This window comes from Roseospira navarrensis (genome assembly GCF_009601025.1).
GTDB classification, from domain to species: Bacteria; Pseudomonadota; Alphaproteobacteria; order Rhodospirillales; family Rhodospirillaceae; genus Rhodospira; species Rhodospira navarrensis.
This window is the reverse complement of the sequence record NZ_WIVE01000014.1, coordinates 41,159-57,568: the sequence shown is the minus strand read 5'-3', so window position 1 is coordinate 57,568 and position 16,410 is coordinate 41,159. Positions and strand designations below refer to the sequence as shown.

Below are 16,410 nucleotides of genomic sequence, written 5' to 3'. Positions count from 1 at the left end.
CCTCTCCCTCCTTCTTCCGCGTGGCCGGGGCGTTCCCGGCCGTCATCCACTGCATGCGTTCCATTGATCCGGTCGCTCGTTTCGGTCTCTTCAAGGTCGCCCCCATCAGCGGCCGGCGGCGCGACGCTCCGGCGGCGGCTCTCCGGCGTGGCGATCGCCCCCGCCCCCTTTGGCGCCCCCGTTGGCGCCCCCGTCCGCGCCCTGCCCGGGCAGAGTCACGACTCCGGCCGGGCGCACCGTCGGGGCGTCCCGGTCGGCCAGCCGCCGTTCCAGATCCTCCACCTGCGCCGCCAGTCGCCCGACCTGATCGGTCAGGGTGGTCAGGGTCCGGGCCATGGGGTCGGTGATGCCGTCCGTCGGCGTGCCGTAGGCCTGGAACTCGCAGTGATGGGTGGCGTCCACCTTGTCGCGGCGAACCACCCGGGCCGGGATGCCCACCACGGTGGCGCCGGACGGGACGTCGGACAGCACCACGGCGTTGGCGCCCACGCGGGCCTCGGCGCCGATGATGACGGGCCCCAGCACCTGTCCGCCGGAGCCCACGATCACGCCGTCCCGCAGGGTGGGGTGACGCTTGCCGTTGTGCAGCGAGGTGCCGCCCAGGGTCACCCCGTGATAGAGCGTGACGTCGTCGCCCACCTCGGCCGTCTCGCCGATCACCACGCCGGTGGCGTGGTCGATGAACAGGCGGCGGCCCAACGTGGCGCCGGGATGGATCTCGACCCCCGTCAGCATCTTGGCGATATGCGAGATCAGGCGCGGCAGGAACCGCAGCCCGCGCCGCCACAACGGGTGCGACAGCCGATGAAACATCACGGCATGCAGACCCGGGTAACACAGCAGCACCTCCAGGCGGGACCGGGCCGCCGGGTCCTTCTCCAGGATGGTGTTGATGTCTTCCCTCAGTCTGGCGAATGCCATGGCGCTTGAATTCCTTACGGTCACATGTGCTAGAGTGCGGCGCGGTGTCCGCGGCCTCGATGTCCGCGGCCTCGCGGTCGACCGACTGGTCCCGTCGTGCTTTCGGCCCATCCCTCTGCCGCACCACCGAGGGGGGCCCGCCCGCCGGAAGGGCGACGGCGGCGGGGCCGCCCACACCCGGGTCATATCCGGCTCGGGAGGGTGCCCCGAACCCGACACGGATGTTGGGGGGAGAGGCGCCGAACGGAACGGCCGTCTGGTCCGATCGGTCGTCCGACTGTCTGTTCTGTATCCCTGTGTACGCGGACCCGCGCCGTGCGTCAGGACCGAGATGGACGGTGTTGTCCGCCAGACCTGTCCGGCACCTCGGCCGATCCATAAACTGGCAGTGTTGGAGGAGTTTATGGTATCCGAGGAATTCGGTCAAGAAAACCCCAGCCCCTGCCCGGTCGCCGGGAGTCGTTGCGGGCACGGCCGGTCGGCGCCCCATGCCCCGACCCCTGGTCGCCCCTGTGGCGACCCGCCCACGTTCACCATCTAGAGACGGAACCCGCCGCGCCCCATGCCCGACGTCATATTCAACGGCCCCGAAGGCCGCCTGGAAGGCCGCTACCACCACAGCAAGGCGGCCCAGGCGCCGATCGCGCTCATCCTGCACCCGCACCCCCAGCAGGGCGGCAGCATGAACAACAAGGTGGTGTACACGTTGCACCAGGCGTTCTCACGGCGCGGATTCTCCGTGATGCGCTTCAACTTCCGGGGGGTCGGACGGTCGCAAGGCGTGTTCGACAACGGCCAGGGCGAGTTGTCCGACGCCGCCGCCGCCCTGGACTGGCTGCAGGCCGTCAACCCCGACGCCGCCCACTGCTGGGTCGCCGGATTCTCGTTCGGCGCCTGGATCGGCATGCAGTTGCTGATGCGCCGCCCGGAGATCAGCGGCTTCATCTCGGTGGCGCCGCCGGCGAACCGGCAGGACTTCACCTTCCTGGCCCCCTGCCCGTCCTCCGGTCTCATCGTCCACGGAGACCGCGACGAGATCGTGCCGGAGGCCTCGGTGGTCAAGCTGGCGGCCAAGCTGTCGGCCCAGAAGACCATCACGGTCGAGCACGCGGTGATCGAGGGCGCCTCGCACTTTTTCACCGAGCACATGGAGGCCCTGGCGGACGCGGTGGACCGCTACCTGCTGGCCAATCCGGATCGCGTGCGCGCCGGGTGAATCTCGCTCACGCACCGTCGGACTCTGCCCGGCGGTCGAGAAGGCAGGCGTCGCCATAGCTGTAGAATCGGTAGCCGGCCGCGATGGCGTGGGCATAGGCCGCCCGCATGGTCTCCAGCCCGCTGAAGGCCGAGACCAGCATGAACAGCGTGCTCTTCGGCAGGTGGAAGTTGGTCATCAGCCGGTCCACGGCGCGCACCCGATCGCCCGGCGTGATGAACAGATCCGTCCCGCCCGAGAACGCGGCCAGGGTGCCGTCGGGCGCGGCCGCGCTCTCCAGCACCCTGAGCGCCGTGGTGCCGACGGCAACCACCCGGCCGCCGGCGGCACGGGCCGCGTTGATCGTGGCGGCGGCCTCGGCGGAGACCGTGCCGTCCTCCACGTGCATGCGGTGGTCGTCGGTGTCGTCCGCCTTCACCGGCAGGAAGGTGCCGGCGCCCACATGCAGGGTCACCGTCACCCGCCGGACCCCGCGCGCGTCCAGGGCCGCGAACAGCCGCTCCGTCATGTGAAGGCCCGCCGTCGGCGCCGCCACCGCGCCGTCCGTGCGGGCGTGGATGGTCTGGTAGTCGGCGCGGTCGCGGGCGTCGTCCGCCCGCTTGATGTAGGGCGGCAGCGGGACATGACCGTGCGCCTGCAGCGCCGCCATCAGGTCGGCCCCGGCGCGGTCGAAGCGCACCAGCACCTCGCCGCCCTCGCCCGTCTCGACGCATGTGGCGCTCAGGTCCTCGGCGATGGCGAGGGCCGTGCCGGGTTTCAGCTTCTTCGCGGGCCGCGCGAAGGCCCACCAGGCGTCTGGGGCGACCCGCCGGTGCAGCATCAGTTCCACGCGGCCCTGGCCGACCCGGGCGAACAACCGGGCCGGGATCACCCGGGTATCGTTGAGCACTAGCACATCGCCGGGGGACAGCAGAGCGGGCAGGTCCAGCACGGCCCGGTCCGACAGCGCCCCGTCCGCCGCCACATGCAGCAGGCGGGCGGCGTCCCGGGGACTGGCCGGACGGTCGGCGATGCGTTCGGGCGGCAGGTGGAAATCAAACAGATCGACGCGCATGGGCTCTCGGCGGGATGGGGGAAACCGGGTCCGACACCTCGGACCCTATCGGACGCGGCGGAGGCGATGAACCAAACACGGCCGGTTCATCGCCGATCAAGGAAAAAAAGGTCATGACGGACATCCGGGGGTCCGGTGGTTTCTGAACCGTGGCGGCCACCGAGACACCCCCTCCCCCAAGGCAACGGGCTCAGGTTCACGCGATCGCTTCTGCAGGTCTTTGCAGCGGATCGGAGACCCGCGCTCGAGATCCTTCAGCCGCTTCGCGGCTTCAGGATGACATCCTATAATTTCAGTGTGTCATCCCGAGTGAGCGAAGCGAGACGAGGGATCTCGAGAGGCCTGCTCTGACGGCGCGGACCGTGCCGTCATGGTAACCTGAGCCCGTTGCCCTGACCCCACCCCTCCCCATTCCATGGGGAGGGAGTCCGGTCGGCGCGGCATGGACCGGAACTCCTCCCCCATTCATGGGGGAGGTCGGGAGGGGGTTCAGGCGCGCAGCGCGACGCCAGAGAGCACGCGAGGACCGCGCGGCCCCCGCCGTCCTGACCCCTCCCGTCCCCGGACATCCGTGATGACCCAAACAAAAGGCGCGGGAGACTGCGTCAGGCGAGGTCCGTCGTCCAGTCGAACCGCTCCGCCAGGTTGATGACCGCCTTGACGGCGGGCGAGAACCGCCGCCCCGCCACCGTCACCAGGCTGATTTCGCGGGTCAGCGCGGGCTGGACCAGTTCACGGGTCAGCACGCCCGGCATGATGGGCAGGAACTCCGGCATGATGGCACACCCCATCCCGGCCAGGATCATGGCCTGGATCCAGTCCTCCCGTTCGGTCTCGTAGCGGACGCGGATCCTGGGCTCGTCCATCTGCGGGTGCAGGGCGGCCATGTAGTCCCCGAATTCGCAGTTGGAGCGGTTCAGGTAGTCCTCGCCGTCCAGATCCGACAGCGAGACCGCGTTCATGGTCTGGAAGCGGTGGCCCTCCGGAAAGGCGACCACATAGCGCTCGCGGAACAGGGTGCGGGCGTCCAGCCGGTCCGGGAACGCGGGTTGGGCCAACAGCGCCAGATCCAGGGCCCCCTGCATCATCAGGTCCTGGATCCAGTCGCCCGGCCCCTCGCGCAGGCTGACCTCCAGGGTGGGAATGTCGCGTTCCAGCCGCTGGAAGAAGCGGATCAGCCGGCGCGGCCCGATGGTGCACATCACGCCGATGTTCAGGGGCGCCTTTTCCAGCGCCTGGAAGGACTGGGCCTCGCACTGGGCGGCGGAGCTGGCCGCCATGACCGCTTCCAGGTGCGGGCGGATCAGGTGGCCCAGGTCGGTCAGGTGGGTCAGGTTGCGTTCGCGCCGGAACAACTGGCCGCCCAGCTCGTCCTCCAGCTTCTTGATGGCCTTGGTCAGGGACGGCTGGGAGACGTTGCAGGTTTCCGCGGCGCGGGTGAAATTCAGGCAGTCCGCCAGGGCCAGGAAGTAGCGGACCTGATGCATTTCCATGGGGGACCCGTCCTCCCGTTGCAGGGCTTGGCATTGCCGGGGACACCCTCCGCCAATCGCGCAGCAATGCGGCAACCGCATGGCGGCGCACCGGGATGGGCCGGCCCCGGACGCGCCCCGGTCAGTCCTGCCGCACGCCCTGAAGGAACCGATTGACGGCCGAGGACAGATCGGCCGCGCGCCGGCTGAGTTCCCCGGCAGCGCCGAGCACCTCGCGCGCGGCCCCGCCCGCCTCCTCGGATGCGGCCGTGACGTCGCCGATGGAGCGGCTGACCTCCTGGGTGCCGCCGGCCGCCTCGGCGGTGTTGCGGCTGACCTCGCCGATGGCGGCGTTCTGCTGTTCGACCGCGGCGGCCACGGCGGCCGAGATCTCGCCGATGCGGCCCACCGTGGCCGCGAAGTGCTCGATGGCCTTGACGGCGTGCTGGGTGTTGGCCTGCACCTCCTTGATGTGGCGGTCGATGTCGTCGGTCGCCCGGGCGGTCTGACCGGCCAGCGCCTTGACCTCGTTGGCCACGACGGCGAAGCCCTTGCCGGCCTCGCCGGCCCGCGCCGCCTCGATGGTCGCATTCAGGGCGAGAAGGTTGGTCTGGCTGGCGATGTCGTTGATGAGCGAGAGGACCTCGCCGATGTTGTCCGCCGCCTGATCCAGCGCGCGGACCTCCTCGGTGGTGCGGTCGGCCTCCTGCACGGCCGTCTCGGCGGTGGTGCGCGCCTGTTCGACCTGACGGGCGATCTCCTGGATGGAGGCCGCCAGTTCCTCGGTCGCGGTCGCCACCGTCTCAACGTTGGCGGCTGTCTGCTCGGCCGCGCCGGCGACGGTGGTGGCGTTGCTGCTGGCCCGGTCGGCAACGCCGGTCAGGCCGTTGGCCGAGGTCTCCAACTCGGTGGCGGCGCTGGAGACGGCCTCGACCACGCCCGAGACGTCCCGCTCGAAGCGGTCGGCCATCGCCAGCAGGCTCTTGCGGCGGGCGGCCTCGGCCTCCTGCCGCTCGCGCTCCTGGGCGGCCTTCAGGTCCTCCGCCTCCTGGAAGCGGGTCTTGAAGACCGCCATGGCGTGGGACATGTCGCCCAGCTCGTCGCGGCGCTCCGTGGCGGGAATGGTCACCGACAGGTCGCCCTCGGCCAGTCGCCCCATCGCGCCCGTCATGGCGGCCAGGGGTCGGGTGATGGCCCGCGCGAACAGGATCCCCAGCAGACCCACCACGACCAGGATGCCGATCCCGGCCAGGATCAGGAACCACTCCATGGCCACGACGGGGGCCATCACCTCGGCCACGTCCACTTCCGCCAGAACGGCCCAGCGGACGCCCTGGACATCAATCGGGCCGAAGGCCGAAACGACGGGCACGCCGCGATAGTCCGCCACCTGCCGCACCCCGCTTTCGCCGGCCAGGGCGGCGCGGGCGGTCTCGGTCTCGACCGTGCGGGCCAGGATGGTGGACTGATCCGAGAACCGCGAGTCGCTGCGCATCAGCAGGTCCGTGCCCACAAGGTAGGCCTCGCCGGACTCGCCCATGCCGGCCTCGATCTGCATGATGTCGTTGATGCGCCCGATCGGCATCTGGAAGGCCAGCACGCCCGCGAAGTCCCCGTCCTCGTCGAACACGGCGCCCGCGATGAAGCTGGCCGGCGCGTTCCCGGACGGCGCATAGGCCGCGAAGTCCACGAAGGTCACCGCGTCCGGCCGGGGGTCCTCCGTGATGTGCCGATAGGCCTCGGCCAGCCCCGACCCGGCCCATTGGCCGTCGGTCAGGTTGGTGGCGAAATCGGCCTCCTTGAACACCGTGTAGATGACGTCGCCGTCGGGCGAGATCAGGAAGACATCGTAGTACCCGCGCTCCCGCTGCAGGGCCCGGAACCAGGCGTGATAGAGGGCGTGCTGTTCGTCGTACCATGTGCCGTCGGGCGCCGCGTCCAGCTTGTCCTTCTCGCCTTCGGGATGGGGATTGCCGTCGATGTAGGCCCCCTGGAGGGCGGCCACCACGTCGTTGCCGGGGGCGTTGCGGCGGGCGGCGTCGAACCCCAGGCCGAAGTCCTTCAGCGCGCGGGCCACCGTCTCGTTGTTGGATGTGATCCGGATGTCGCTTTCAATGTTGTCCAGGAAGGTGCCGAGCGCATTGGTCCGTCCCTCGCGCAGGGCCATCATCTTTTCCTCGGCCTGGACCGTCATGTCCCCGGCCGCGCGCAGGTAGGCGAGCGTGCCGGTGACCGCGACCGAAACCAGCGCGATCAGCCCGATCAGCAGCGGCAGGACGATGGCAATCCGATAGCGCGACAGAACACGAGACATGAACGACCCCCTCCCCCGTCTTGAAGACCGCACGGCGACTCAGGCTGGTGATGAAGGGATGAGCAGCGTCGACGGGCCGCCTCCCAAATTTTGGGCAGACGTTCCATACGTTCCGTATATGAACGCCCACACCCTACCAGAGTAGCAAATTGAGTTCGGACGCGATACAGGCTGCGAATTCCAGGATTTTATTTGAACTGTTTAAAATCGCGCCAAGCAGCCGGTCCGCGCACGCTGTCAGCGGGCAACCCGCTGGAATCCGCCCGGCATCTGGTGTAATCGGGGGCACCGACTTCCATCTTCGACAGACACGGGTGCCACACGACCATGGCCGGCCATTCCCAGTTCAAGAACATCATGTATCGCAAGGGCGGGCAGGACGCGAAGCGCGCCAAGCTGTTCACCAAGCTCGCCCGCGAAATCACCGTCTCGTGCAAGGTCGGTTCGCCCGACCCGGATTCGAACCCGCGCCTGCGGGCCGCCATCGCGGCCGCCAAGCAGGCCTCGATGCCCAAGGACAACATCGAACGCGCGATGGCCCGCGCCACCAGTTCGACCGACGGGGCCGATCTGGAGGAACTGCGCTACGAGGGCTACGGCCCCGGCCAGGTGGCGGTGATCGTCGAATGCCTGTCCGACAACCGCAACCGCACCGCCGCCGAGGTCCGCGCCGCCTTCAACAAGAACGGCGGCACCATGGGCGAGACCAACTCGGTCGCGTTCAACTTCGAGCGGGTCGGGCTGGTGCGGTACGCGGCCGAGGCCGGCGGCGCCGACGAGATGCTGGAAGCCGCCATCGAGGCGGGCGCCGACGACGTGGTCAGCGACGACAGCGGCCACGACATCTATTGTCAGCCGGATGATCTGAACACCGTGCGCGAGGCCCTGACGGCCGCCAAGGGCGAGCCGGAGGCGGCGCGCCTGGACTGGCGGCCCAACAGCACCGTGCCGGTGGACGAGGATACGGCGAAGACCCTGCTGAAGTTCCTGGACGTGCTGGACGACAACGACGATGTCCAGCGGGTGGCCGCGAACTACGAGATCTCCGACGAGATCATGGACAAGCTGAGCGCGTAGGAACACCAGGGCGTCATCCTGAGGCCGCAAGGCGGTCGAAGGATCTCGTGCCCTGACGAAACCCCGGACCCGACGCACCCTGCCTGACGAGATCCTTCGCCGCCTCCGGCGGCTCAGGATGACGGGCGGGGCGCGCGGGGCGCCAGGAAGGACACACCCATGCGCATCCTGGGGCTGGATCCGGGCCTGCGGGTCACCGGCTGGGGCATCGTGGAGGCGGCCGGCAACCGCCTGTCCCACGTCGCGGACGGCGTCGTGACCAGCGACGACCGCGCCGCGCTGGCCGACCGGCTGGCCCAGCTTCATGACGGGGTGATGGCGGTGATCGAGCGCTTCAATCCGGCCGAAGCGGCGGTGGAGGAAACCTTCGTCAACCGCAACCCGCTCAGCACGCTCAAGCTGGGACAGGCGCGCGGCGTGGTCATGCTGGCTCCGGCGCGGTGCGGCCTGGTGGTGGCGGAATACACGCCGAACGCGGTCAAGAAGGCCGTGGTCGGGCGCGGCCACGCCGAGAAGGCGCAGATCGCGCTCATGGTCCGCACCCTGCTGCCGGGGGCGGACCCGACGCGGACCGATGCGTCGGACGCCCTGGCCGTCGCCATCTGTCACGCCCACCTGCGCGCCAGCCAGCGCGCCCTGATGGCCGGGGCGCGGCCATGATCGCGGCCCTGCGCGGCACCGTGCTGGAGGCCGGCGAGGACGGCCTGGTGCTGGACGTGAACGGCGTCGGCTATCTGGTGTTCTGCTCGGGCCGCACCCTGGCGCGGCTGCCGGCCCCCGGCGGCGAGGCGGCGCTGGTGGTCGAGACCCACGTGCGCGAGGACCATATCCACCTGTACGGCTTCGCGGATGCGCTGGAGCGGGACTGCTTCCGCCTGCTGGGCACGGTGCAGGGCGTGGGAACCAAGGTCGCGCTGGCCATCCTGACCGTGGTCCCGGCCGAGCAGATGGGCCAGATCCTCGCCGCGCAGGACAAGGCCATGCTGACCCGCGCCGCCGGTGTGGGGCCCAAGCTGGCCGGGCGCATCGTCGCCGAACTGAAGGACAAGGCGGCCGGTCTGGGCGCGCTGCCGGTGGGCCGCCCGGCCGGGGTCGCCCTGCCCGAGACGACGGCGGGGGCCGCAGGCGGCGCACCGGCCGGATCGGTGATCGACGATGCCACCTCGGCCCTGGTCAACCTGGGCTACGGCCGCGCCGAGGCCTGGGCCGCCGCCACCGCCGCCGCAACGGCGCAGGGCGACGCCGCCACGGTGGAGGGCGTCATCGGGACCGCGCTGCGCGAGTTGGGGCGCACCTGATCCGCGCATCCGGCCGTTGCAGAAACGAAATCGGGGCGGCATCATTCTGTCCAGCATACCCAGGCGGTGGGTCTACACGTCGGGATCGCTCCGTCCGGTCGGCGACGGAGGGGGCCGCGCGGATTGAGTCGGGCAAGACGCCCGGATGCGAGCCCCCTGGCGCCACCCGACGGCCAGACGAGGACCATGCCGAAGCTCTCCCTCACCCTGCGCGACACGATGGAGATCGCCCTGCGCCACGTGCAGGCGCAGGCCGGGGCCAGGCATGGCGTGCGCTGGCACTATCTGTTCGTCGTCGTTCTGATGGCCATCGCCCTGCTGGTGCGTCTGCTGATCGCGCCGCTGGAGGGCGGCATTCAGTACATCACCTTCTTTCCGTCCGTGGCCATCGCGGCCGTGGTCGGGGGGTTCCGGGTCGGGATGGTGGCCGCGCTGCTCGGCATCGGGCTGGCCACGTACCTGTTCTGGCCGCCCTACATGGCCTGGCCCGTGGGCTTCCAGAAGGACATGTGGATGTCCAACGCGGTCTTTCTGGTGGACGCCCTGCTGGTCTGCACGGCGATCGAGGCCATGCACCGCTTCTACCGGCGCTTTCTCGGCGCGGAAAGCGAACTTCAACTGGCCGCCGCCGTCTATGAGTACTCCTCCGAAGGCATCCTGGTGACCGACCGCAATGCCTGCATCCTGACCGTCAACCCGGCCTTCACCCGCATGACGGGATACACCCAGGCCGAGCTGGTCGGCCAGACGCCGAGCATGCTGCGCTCCAACCGGCACAATGGCGACTTCTACCAGGACATGTGGACCACCCTGGAACGGCAGGGCGTCTGGCAGGGCGAGGTCTGGAACCGGCGCAAGACCGGCGAGCCCTACCTGCAGTCCATGAGCATCAATCGCGCCGCCGATCCGTCGGACCACGATATCCGCTACGTGGCCGTCTGCCGCGACATCACGGACAGTCACCTTCAGGACGAGAAGATCCGATACCTGGCCTTTCACGATGCTCTCACCAACCTGCCCAATCGGCTGGTTCTCATGGACCGGATGCGCCAGGCCATCGCCCGGGCCGACCGGGAAGGCGGCCGGCTGGCGCTGGTCTACATCGACCTGGACCGCTTCAAGGAGGTCAACGACACCCTGGGCCACGAGATCGGCGATCTGCTGTTGCAACAGGTCGCGCAGCGCATCAGCGACCAGTTGCGCGCCTCGGACACCGCCGTGCGCATGGGTGGCGACGAGTTCGTGATCCTCATGGAAGGACAGACGCCCCGGGACCACTACCCCCGGGTCTGCCACGCCCTGACCGAGGCCGTCACGGCCCCCATGACCCTGAAGGGCCACACCGTCCAGGTGGGCGTGTCGCTGGGCATCGCGTTCTATCCCGACGACGCCGGGGACATGGACACCCTGCTGAAGCGCGCCGACGCGGCCATGTACCGGATGAAGTCCGACACCCGCGACCCCACCCACATCCCGGGCCCGGCGCAGGGCGGGGACATCGCACCCAGCTCACCGGCCTGATCCGGGACCTGGGGACCACGACGCTTTCCCGCCTCGGGCGTATCCCTCCCGGCGGGCTTTCGCTACCATCCGCCCATGACGCCCAATCATACGCCTTCCGACGCCCCCGACCGCCTCGTCTCCGGCCAGGCCCGGCCCGACGACACGGGCGAGGTCGGCCTGCGCCCGCAGACCCTGGACGACTTCATCGGCCAGCGGCTCGCCTGCGACAATCTGCGCGTCTTCGTCCAGGCCGCCCGCACCCGCGCCGAGGCCATGGACCACGTGCTGCTGCACGGCCCGCCCGGCCTGGGCAAGACCACCCTGGCCCAGATCGTCGCCCGCGAACTGGGGGTGGGCTTCCGCGCCACCTCCGGCCCGATGATCGCCAAGGCCGGGGATCTGGCCGCCATCCTGACCAACCTGGAGCGCGGCGACGTGCTCTTCATCGACGAGATCCACCGCCTCAATCCCGCCATAGAGGAGGTGTTGTATCCGGCGATGGAAGACTTCCAGCTCGACCTCATCATCGGGGAAGGGCCGGCCGCGCGCTCGGTTCGCATCGACCTGAAGCCCTTCACGCTGGTGGGCGCCACCACCCGGTCGGGCCTGCTGACCACGCCCCTGCGGGACCGCTTCGGCATTCCCGTCCGCCTGAACTTCTACGACCCCGAGGACCTGGAGGCCATCGTGCGCCGGGGCGCCGACAAACTGGGCATGACGCTGACCCCCGACGGCGCGATGGAGATCGCGCGGCGCTCGCGCGGCACCCCCCGTGTGGCCGGGCGCCTGCTGCGCCGGGTGCGCGACTTCGCCGCCGTCGCCGGGCGCGCCACCGTGGACCAGGTGGCCACGGACGCCGCCCTGCGCCGCCTGGAGGTGGACGCCCTGGGCCTGGACGCCATGGACAGGCGCTATCTCTCGTGTATCGTGCGGCACTATTCCGGCGGCCCGGTGGGCGTGGAGACCATCGCGGCCGCCCTGGCGGAAGAGCGCGACACGCTGGAAGAGGTCATCGAGCCGTTCCTCATCCAGCAGGGCCTGATCCAGCGCACGCCGCGCGGGCGCATGGTCACCGAAACCGGCTATCGGCACATGGGCCTGGCCGCGCCGGCCGGGCGGGATCGCGCGCAACTGGACATGCTGAACCAGCCTTCGCCGGGCGATGACAACGATGCAGGAGGGACGAGACCTTGAATGCACTCCAGGATCCCGCGCCCCACTCGGGGGTGTTCCGGGGACCGCTGCATATCCTGCCGGTGCGGGTGTATTACGAGAACACCGACGCGGGCGGCATCGTCTATCACTCGGATTACCTGAACTTCGCCGAGCGGGCCCGCACCGAGATGATGCGCCGCTTCGGCCTGTCGCACGGGGACCTGATGGCCGAGGCCGGCGTGGGCTTCGCCGTCCAGCACGCCGAGGCGACCTTTCACAAACCGGCGCGGCTGGACGACCTGCTGATGGTCGAGACCCGCATTCTGGAGGTGGGCGGCGCCAGCATGCGCCTCGGCCAGGAGATCACGCGTCAGGGCGAGCGGCTGGTGAGCCTGCTGCTGCGCCTCGCGCTGGTCACCGAGCGGGGCCGACCCGGCCGCATTCCCCCCTCGCTGCGTACCGCCCTGCGCGACCATCTGGCAGCCCACCCGGCGGATGCTCCCGCCCCCGAGACCCACGGATCGTGACGGACAGACCATGGACACAGTGATCCTCGACATCGCCGGCGCCATTGCCGACCTGGGCGATCTGGCGCGCGGCCTCGCGGACGGCGCGGCCGGGCTCTCCGACATGGTGCAGGCGGAGCCGCCGCCCCCCTCGGCCGCGCCGGTGTCCCCGGCGGGCCGCGAGAGCCTGCCGGGCGGCGGGCTTGACGCGCTCGGCGCGCCGACGCCCGGTGCCCCGCTGGCGGGCGGCGGCGGCGCCGGAGGGCTGGCCGCCACCAAGCTGGACCCGATGAGCCTGTTCTGGCAGGCCGACATCATCGTCAAGGGCGTCATGCTGATGCTGGTGCTGGCCTCGGTCTGGTCCTGGGCCATCATCATCGACAAGGTCACGCGCCTGAAGATGCTGTTCCGCCGCGCCAACGCGTTCGAGGATCGGTTCTGGTCCGGCGGCTCGCTGGACGACCTGTACGACCGCCTGGGGCCGAACCCGAAGGACCCCATGACCTCGCTGTTCATCGCCGCCATGCGCGAATGGCGGCGGGCGACCGGCCGCGAGGGCGGGGCCGGGCTGTCCGCCAGCCTGCCGCAGCGCATCGACCGGGTCATGCAGATCACCATGAGCCGCGAGCTGGACGGGCTGGAACGCCGCCTGGGCTTCCTGGCCTCCACCGGATCGGTCGCGCCCTTCGTCGGGCTGTTCGGCACGGTCTGGGGCATCATGAACAGCTTCCACGCCATCGGCATGTCCAAGGACACCAGCCTGGCCACCGTCGCCCCCGGCATCGCCGAGGCCCTGTTCGCCACCGCCATCGGGCTGGTGGCGGCCATCCCGGCCGTGGTGGCCTACAACAAGCTGTCCAACGACATCGACGCCTACGCCCGCCGGCTGGAGACCTTCGCCGGCGAGTTCAGCGCCATCCTGTCGCGCCAGATCGAGGAACGCACCAGTCCCCGGCCCGCGCACGAGCGGCTCAGCCTGGACAAGGCCGACGCGTGATCCCTCCGACCGCCCGCGCGCGCCCCGGCGCGCGCGCCTGACGACCCGCACCAGGATGCACCAGGAGACGTCGAGACCATGGGCGCCAGTCTGCAACCCCGCGGCGGGGGCACCTCCGGCCGCCACCGTCGCCGCCCGATCAGCGACATCAACGTGACACCCATGGTGGATGTGATGCTGGTGCTGCTGGTCATCTTCATGGTGACGGCCCCGCTGCTGGTCACGGGCGTGGACGTGGAACTGCCGCGCGCCAGCAGTCCCAGCCTGGATCAGGACAACACGGCCCTGACCATCACGGTCCAGGGGGACGGCCGGCTGTTCATCAATCAGACCGAGGTCGCCCTGGGCGGGCTGGCCGCCCGCATGGACGCCATCACCGGCGCCAACCCCGAGGCCCGCGTCTATGTGCGCGGCGACGAGGGCGTGCCCTACGGCCGCGTCATGGCCGCCATGGGCGCGCTTTACGACGCCGGCTACCGGCGCGTGGCGCTCATCACCCAGCCGCCGTCCGGCGGGGCACAATAAGGCCCGCGACCCGATCATGACCCGCGGCGTTGTCATCTCCGGTCTTCTGCATGTGGCGATTCTCGTATTCGCCTGGCTCGGACTGCCCCAGGTGCTCCGGGAGCCTCCGGAGCGCCAGCCCCTGCTTGTGGAACTGGTGGAGATCGACGAGGAGACCACCTCGATCACCCAGACACCGGCGCCGCCCCAACCTGAGCCGGAGCCGGAGCCGGAACCCGAGCCGGACCCCGCACCGACGCCCCCACCGCCGCCGGAGCCCGAGCCGCGCCCCGAGCCGGAACCTGAACCGGAGCCCGCGCCCGACCCGGAGCCGACACCCGCCCCCCTGCCCGAACCGCCGCCGGTGCCCGACCCCGCGCCGCCGCCGGAACCCGAGCCGGACCCCGCGCCGCCGCCCGAGCCCGAACCGGAGCCGGAGCCCGAGCCCGAGCCCGAGCCCGAGCCCGAGCCTGAACCCGCGCCGGAACCGGCCGCCCCCACGCCGCCGGTGCCCCTGGCCAAGCCGACGGCCCCGCCGCGTCCCGAACGCCCCGACCCGCCCCCGCAGGCGGCGGAGCAGCCGGCCCCGCGCGAGGACACGGCGGATTCCGTCGTGGACAGCCTGCTGAACGACCTGCTGAGCGAGCAGGCCCCGGCCACGCAACCGCGCTCCAACACCGGCGGGCGGCTGTCGGACCGGCTGACCATGACGCAGCTCGACGCCTACAAGCAGCGCATCGCGGACCACGTCCGCGCCAACTGGCGCTTCAACGCGGGCGGGCGGGATGTGCTGTCCATGGCGGTCGAAATCCGCGTGCGCGTCCAGCGCGACGGCACGGTGATCGGCGTGCAGCTTCTCGGCGGCACCGGAACCTACGGCGTGGATCCGTTCTTCACCGCCTTCGCCGACTCGGCGCGACGGGCGGTGCTGCTGTCCAGCCCGCTGCCGATCCCGGCTGAGTACTACGAGCAGTTCAACGACTTCACGTTCAATTTCACGCCGCAGTGAGGCGGGCGCCGGCCGCCGCGGGGGATGACGTCATCCTGAGCCCCCGAAGGGGGCGAAGGATCTCGTGAGGCCGGATGGCTCACCGACACCCGCGCTGGCGGTTGGTCCCGGCCCCAGATCCTTCGGCCGCTTCGCGGCCTCAGGATGACGATGCCTTCCATGAACGTGGCTCCCCCGCGCGTCTGCCTGCAAAGCCCCCGCCCAGATTGTTCTTGATCTGTTCCGGACGCGCGCCATGATGGGGGCATGGCCGGCTCTGCTCACTCCCCCACCCGTTCGCCCCGTCGCGGCGCGCTGTCCAACCGGGACGGCCGCTTCGAGCCCGTGCGCCACGAGGTGGAGGACGACGGCTGGGGCACGCTGGAGCCGGTGGCGGAGGGCGACGACGACCGCGACGGCTGGGGACCGCCGCCCTCCCCCGCCACCACGGTGCAGGTGGACGCCAGCCGGACGATCATCAGCCGGAACGACTCGCCGGACATCCCCTTCGACCGCTCCATCAACCTGTACCGGGGCTGCGAGCACGGCTGCGTGTACTGCTACGCCCGCCCGACGCACGCCTATCTGGGGCTCTCGCCGGGCCTGGATTTCGAGACCCGGCTGTTCATGAAGCCGGACGCGGCGGCCCAACTGGACGCCGCCCTGCGCAAACCGGGCTACCGCCCCGCGCCCATCGCCATCGGCACCAACACCGACCCCTATCAGCCGGTGGAACGGCGGTCCCAGCTCATGCGGGAGGTGTTGGCGGTGCTCTCCGCCTTCAACCACCCGGTCACCATCACCACCAAGTCGGCCATGGTGGAGCGGGATGCGGACCTGCTGGCGGACATGGCGGCGCGCAATCTGGTCGGCGTGGCCCTGTCCGTCACCACGCTGGATCGGGATCTCGCCCGCCGGATGGAGCCGCGCGCCAGCCCGCCGGCGGCCCGCCTGCGCGCGGTGCGGACCCTGAGCGCGGCCGGCGTGCCGGTCTCCGTCATGGCCGCACCCATGATCCCGGGCCTGACCGACCACGAGTTGGACCGCATCCTGGCGGCGGCGGCCGAGGCCGGGGCCGTCCAGGCGGACTACATCCTCGTGCGGCTGCCCCTGGAGGTGGCGGATCTGTTTCGCGAGTGGCTGGAGACCCACGTCCCGGATCGGGCGCGCCGGGTCATGAGCCGGATCGCGGCCATGCGGGCGGGCGCGGCCTCGTCGTCGCGCTTTCACGACCGCATGCGGGGGACCGGCACCGAGGCCCAGTTGCTCGCCCAGCGCTTCGCCGTCGCCGCCCGCCGCCACGGCCTGACGAAGCGCGGGCACGCGCTGGAGTGCGGCCGCTTCGCCCCACCCCCGCGTCCGGGCGATCAGTTGTCGTTGTTTTGAGCCTGATCGGCCATGACCC

At 70.5% G+C, this 16,410-nt stretch carries 15 protein-coding genes; 11 read left to right on the top strand and 4 right to left on the bottom strand.

Annotation, left to right across the window (positions count from 1 at the left end; all coding sequences use genetic code 11):
• Positions 1 to 105: 105 nt before the first annotated feature.
• Positions 106 to 921, bottom strand: a complete 816-nt coding sequence (gene cysE, locus GHC57_RS06655) for a serine O-acetyltransferase (protein ID WP_153342449.1) — start codon at positions 919 to 921, stop codon at positions 106 to 108.
• Between the two features lie 562 nt (positions 922 to 1,483).
• On the opposite strand from cysE, the gene GHC57_RS06650 reads away from it, so the two are divergent.
• Positions 1,484 to 2,137, top strand: coding sequence for an alpha/beta hydrolase (locus GHC57_RS06650; protein ID WP_153342447.1), 654 nt, complete (start codon positions 1,484 to 1,486; stop codon positions 2,135 to 2,137).
• A 7-nt stretch (positions 2,138 to 2,144) separates the two neighbouring features.
• Here the strand turns inward: GHC57_RS06650 and queA are convergent, their stop codons facing one another.
• The 3 genes from queA to GHC57_RS06635 all read right to left on the bottom strand — a co-directional run bounded on the left by queA (position 2,145) and on the right by GHC57_RS06635 (position 6,977).
• Positions 2,145 to 3,191, bottom strand: a complete 1,047-nt coding sequence (queA, locus tag GHC57_RS06645) for a tRNA preQ1(34) S-adenosylmethionine ribosyltransferase-isomerase QueA (RefSeq protein WP_153342445.1) — start codon at positions 3,189 to 3,191, stop codon at positions 2,145 to 2,147.
• A gap of 605 nt (positions 3,192 to 3,796) precedes the next feature.
• Positions 3,797 to 4,684, bottom strand: a complete 888-nt coding sequence (locus GHC57_RS06640) for a LysR family transcriptional regulator (protein ID WP_170294727.1) — start codon at positions 4,682 to 4,684, stop codon at positions 3,797 to 3,799.
• A 121-nt stretch (positions 4,685 to 4,805) separates the two neighbouring features.
• Positions 4,806 to 6,977, bottom strand: coding sequence for a methyl-accepting chemotaxis protein (locus GHC57_RS06635; protein WP_153342441.1), 2,172 nt, complete (start codon positions 6,975 to 6,977; stop codon positions 4,806 to 4,808).
• Positions 6,978 to 7,304: 327 nt separating this feature from the next.
• On the opposite strand from GHC57_RS06635, the gene GHC57_RS06630 reads away from it, so the two are divergent.
• From GHC57_RS06630 to GHC57_RS06585, 10 genes are all read left to right on the top strand, one after another.
• The gene (locus GHC57_RS06630; protein WP_153342439.1) at positions 7,305 to 8,054 is read left to right on the top strand and encodes a YebC/PmpR family DNA-binding transcriptional regulator; all 750 of its coding nucleotides are present in this window, start codon (positions 7,305 to 7,307) and stop codon (positions 8,052 to 8,054) included.
• Between the two features lie 159 nt (positions 8,055 to 8,213).
• A complete protein-coding gene (gene ruvC, locus GHC57_RS06625) occupies positions 8,214 to 8,714 on the top strand; it encodes a crossover junction endodeoxyribonuclease RuvC (protein WP_153342437.1) in 501 nt (166 codons plus the stop codon).
• Positions 8,711 to 9,352 (top strand): Holliday junction branch migration protein RuvA, encoded by a 642-nt coding sequence (gene ruvA / locus GHC57_RS06620; RefSeq protein WP_153342435.1) that lies wholly within the window; start codon positions 8,711 to 8,713, stop codon positions 9,350 to 9,352. Before ruvC ends, ruvA begins: the two co-directional genes overlap by 4 nt.
• Before the next feature lie 186 nt (positions 9,353 to 9,538).
• On the top strand, positions 9,539 to 10,873 hold the full coding sequence (locus GHC57_RS06615; protein WP_153342433.1) for a diguanylate cyclase domain-containing protein: 1,335 nt from the start codon (positions 9,539 to 9,541) through the stop codon (positions 10,871 to 10,873).
• Between the two features lie 75 nt (positions 10,874 to 10,948).
• The gene (gene ruvB / locus GHC57_RS06610) at positions 10,949 to 12,049 is read left to right on the top strand and encodes a Holliday junction branch migration DNA helicase RuvB (RefSeq protein WP_153342431.1); all 1,101 of its coding nucleotides are present in this window, start codon (positions 10,949 to 10,951) and stop codon (positions 12,047 to 12,049) included.
• Positions 12,046 to 12,537 carry a YbgC/FadM family acyl-CoA thioesterase gene (locus tag GHC57_RS06605; protein ID WP_153342429.1) on the top strand — a complete coding sequence of 164 codons (492 nt, stop codon included), beginning with the start codon at positions 12,046 to 12,048 and terminating at the stop codon, positions 12,535 to 12,537. Before ruvB ends, GHC57_RS06605 begins: the two co-directional genes overlap by 4 nt.
• 10 nt (positions 12,538 to 12,547) lie before the next feature.
• Positions 12,548 to 13,513, top strand: a complete 966-nt coding sequence (gene tolQ, locus GHC57_RS06600; RefSeq protein ID WP_343031128.1) for a protein TolQ — start codon at positions 12,548 to 12,550, stop codon at positions 13,511 to 13,513.
• A gap of 78 nt (positions 13,514 to 13,591) precedes the next feature.
• Complete coding sequence (locus tag GHC57_RS06595; RefSeq protein WP_153342427.1) at positions 13,592 to 14,038, top strand: ExbD/TolR family protein; 447 nt, start codon at positions 13,592 to 13,594, stop codon at positions 14,036 to 14,038.
• Positions 14,039 to 14,054: 16 nt separating this feature from the next.
• Positions 14,055 to 15,026 (top strand): energy transducer TonB, encoded by a 972-nt coding sequence (locus tag GHC57_RS06590; RefSeq protein WP_153342425.1) that lies wholly within the window; start codon positions 14,055 to 14,057, stop codon positions 15,024 to 15,026.
• A gap of 246 nt (positions 15,027 to 15,272) precedes the next feature.
• Entirely contained in the window at positions 15,273 to 16,391 is a 1,119-nt protein-coding gene (locus tag GHC57_RS06585; RefSeq protein ID WP_153342423.1) for a PA0069 family radical SAM protein, read from the top strand.
• Positions 16,392 to 16,410: the final 19 nt, after the last annotated feature.

What these genes read in the sequence shown, in the direction of transcription:
- cysE (WP_153342449.1), bottom strand. Translation starts at nt 921, where the DNA reads ATGGCATTCGCCAGACTGAGGGAAGACATCAACACCATCCTGGAGAAG.
- GHC57_RS06650 (WP_153342447.1), top strand. Translation starts at nt 1,484, where the DNA reads ATGCCCGACGTCATATTCAACGGCCCCGAAGGCCGCCTGGAAGGCCGC.
- queA (WP_153342445.1), bottom strand. Translation starts at nt 3,191, where the DNA reads ATGCGCGTCGATCTGTTTGATTTCCACCTGCCGCCCGAACGCATCGCC.
- GHC57_RS06640 (WP_170294727.1), bottom strand. Translation starts at nt 4,684, where the DNA reads ATGGAAATGCATCAGGTCCGCTACTTCCTGGCCCTGGCGGACTGCCTG.
- GHC57_RS06635 (WP_153342441.1), bottom strand. Translation starts at nt 6,977, where the DNA reads ATGTCTCGTGTTCTGTCGCGCTATCGGATTGCCATCGTCCTGCCGCTG.
- GHC57_RS06630 (WP_153342439.1), top strand. Translation starts at nt 7,305, where the DNA reads ATGGCCGGCCATTCCCAGTTCAAGAACATCATGTATCGCAAGGGCGGG.
- ruvC (WP_153342437.1), top strand. Translation starts at nt 8,214, where the DNA reads ATGCGCATCCTGGGGCTGGATCCGGGCCTGCGGGTCACCGGCTGGGGC.
- ruvA (WP_153342435.1), top strand. Translation starts at nt 8,711, where the DNA reads ATGATCGCGGCCCTGCGCGGCACCGTGCTGGAGGCCGGCGAGGACGGC.
- GHC57_RS06615 (WP_153342433.1), top strand. Translation starts at nt 9,539, where the DNA reads ATGCCGAAGCTCTCCCTCACCCTGCGCGACACGATGGAGATCGCCCTG.
- ruvB (WP_153342431.1), top strand. Translation starts at nt 10,949, where the DNA reads ATGACGCCCAATCATACGCCTTCCGACGCCCCCGACCGCCTCGTCTCC.
- tolQ (WP_343031128.1), top strand. Translation starts at nt 12,548, where the DNA reads ATGGACACAGTGATCCTCGACATCGCCGGCGCCATTGCCGACCTGGGC.
- GHC57_RS06595 (WP_153342427.1), top strand. Translation starts at nt 13,592, where the DNA reads ATGGGCGCCAGTCTGCAACCCCGCGGCGGGGGCACCTCCGGCCGCCAC.
- GHC57_RS06590 (WP_153342425.1), top strand. Translation starts at nt 14,055, where the DNA reads ATGACCCGCGGCGTTGTCATCTCCGGTCTTCTGCATGTGGCGATTCTC.
- GHC57_RS06585 (WP_153342423.1), top strand. Translation starts at nt 15,273, where the DNA reads ATGGCCGGCTCTGCTCACTCCCCCACCCGTTCGCCCCGTCGCGGCGCG.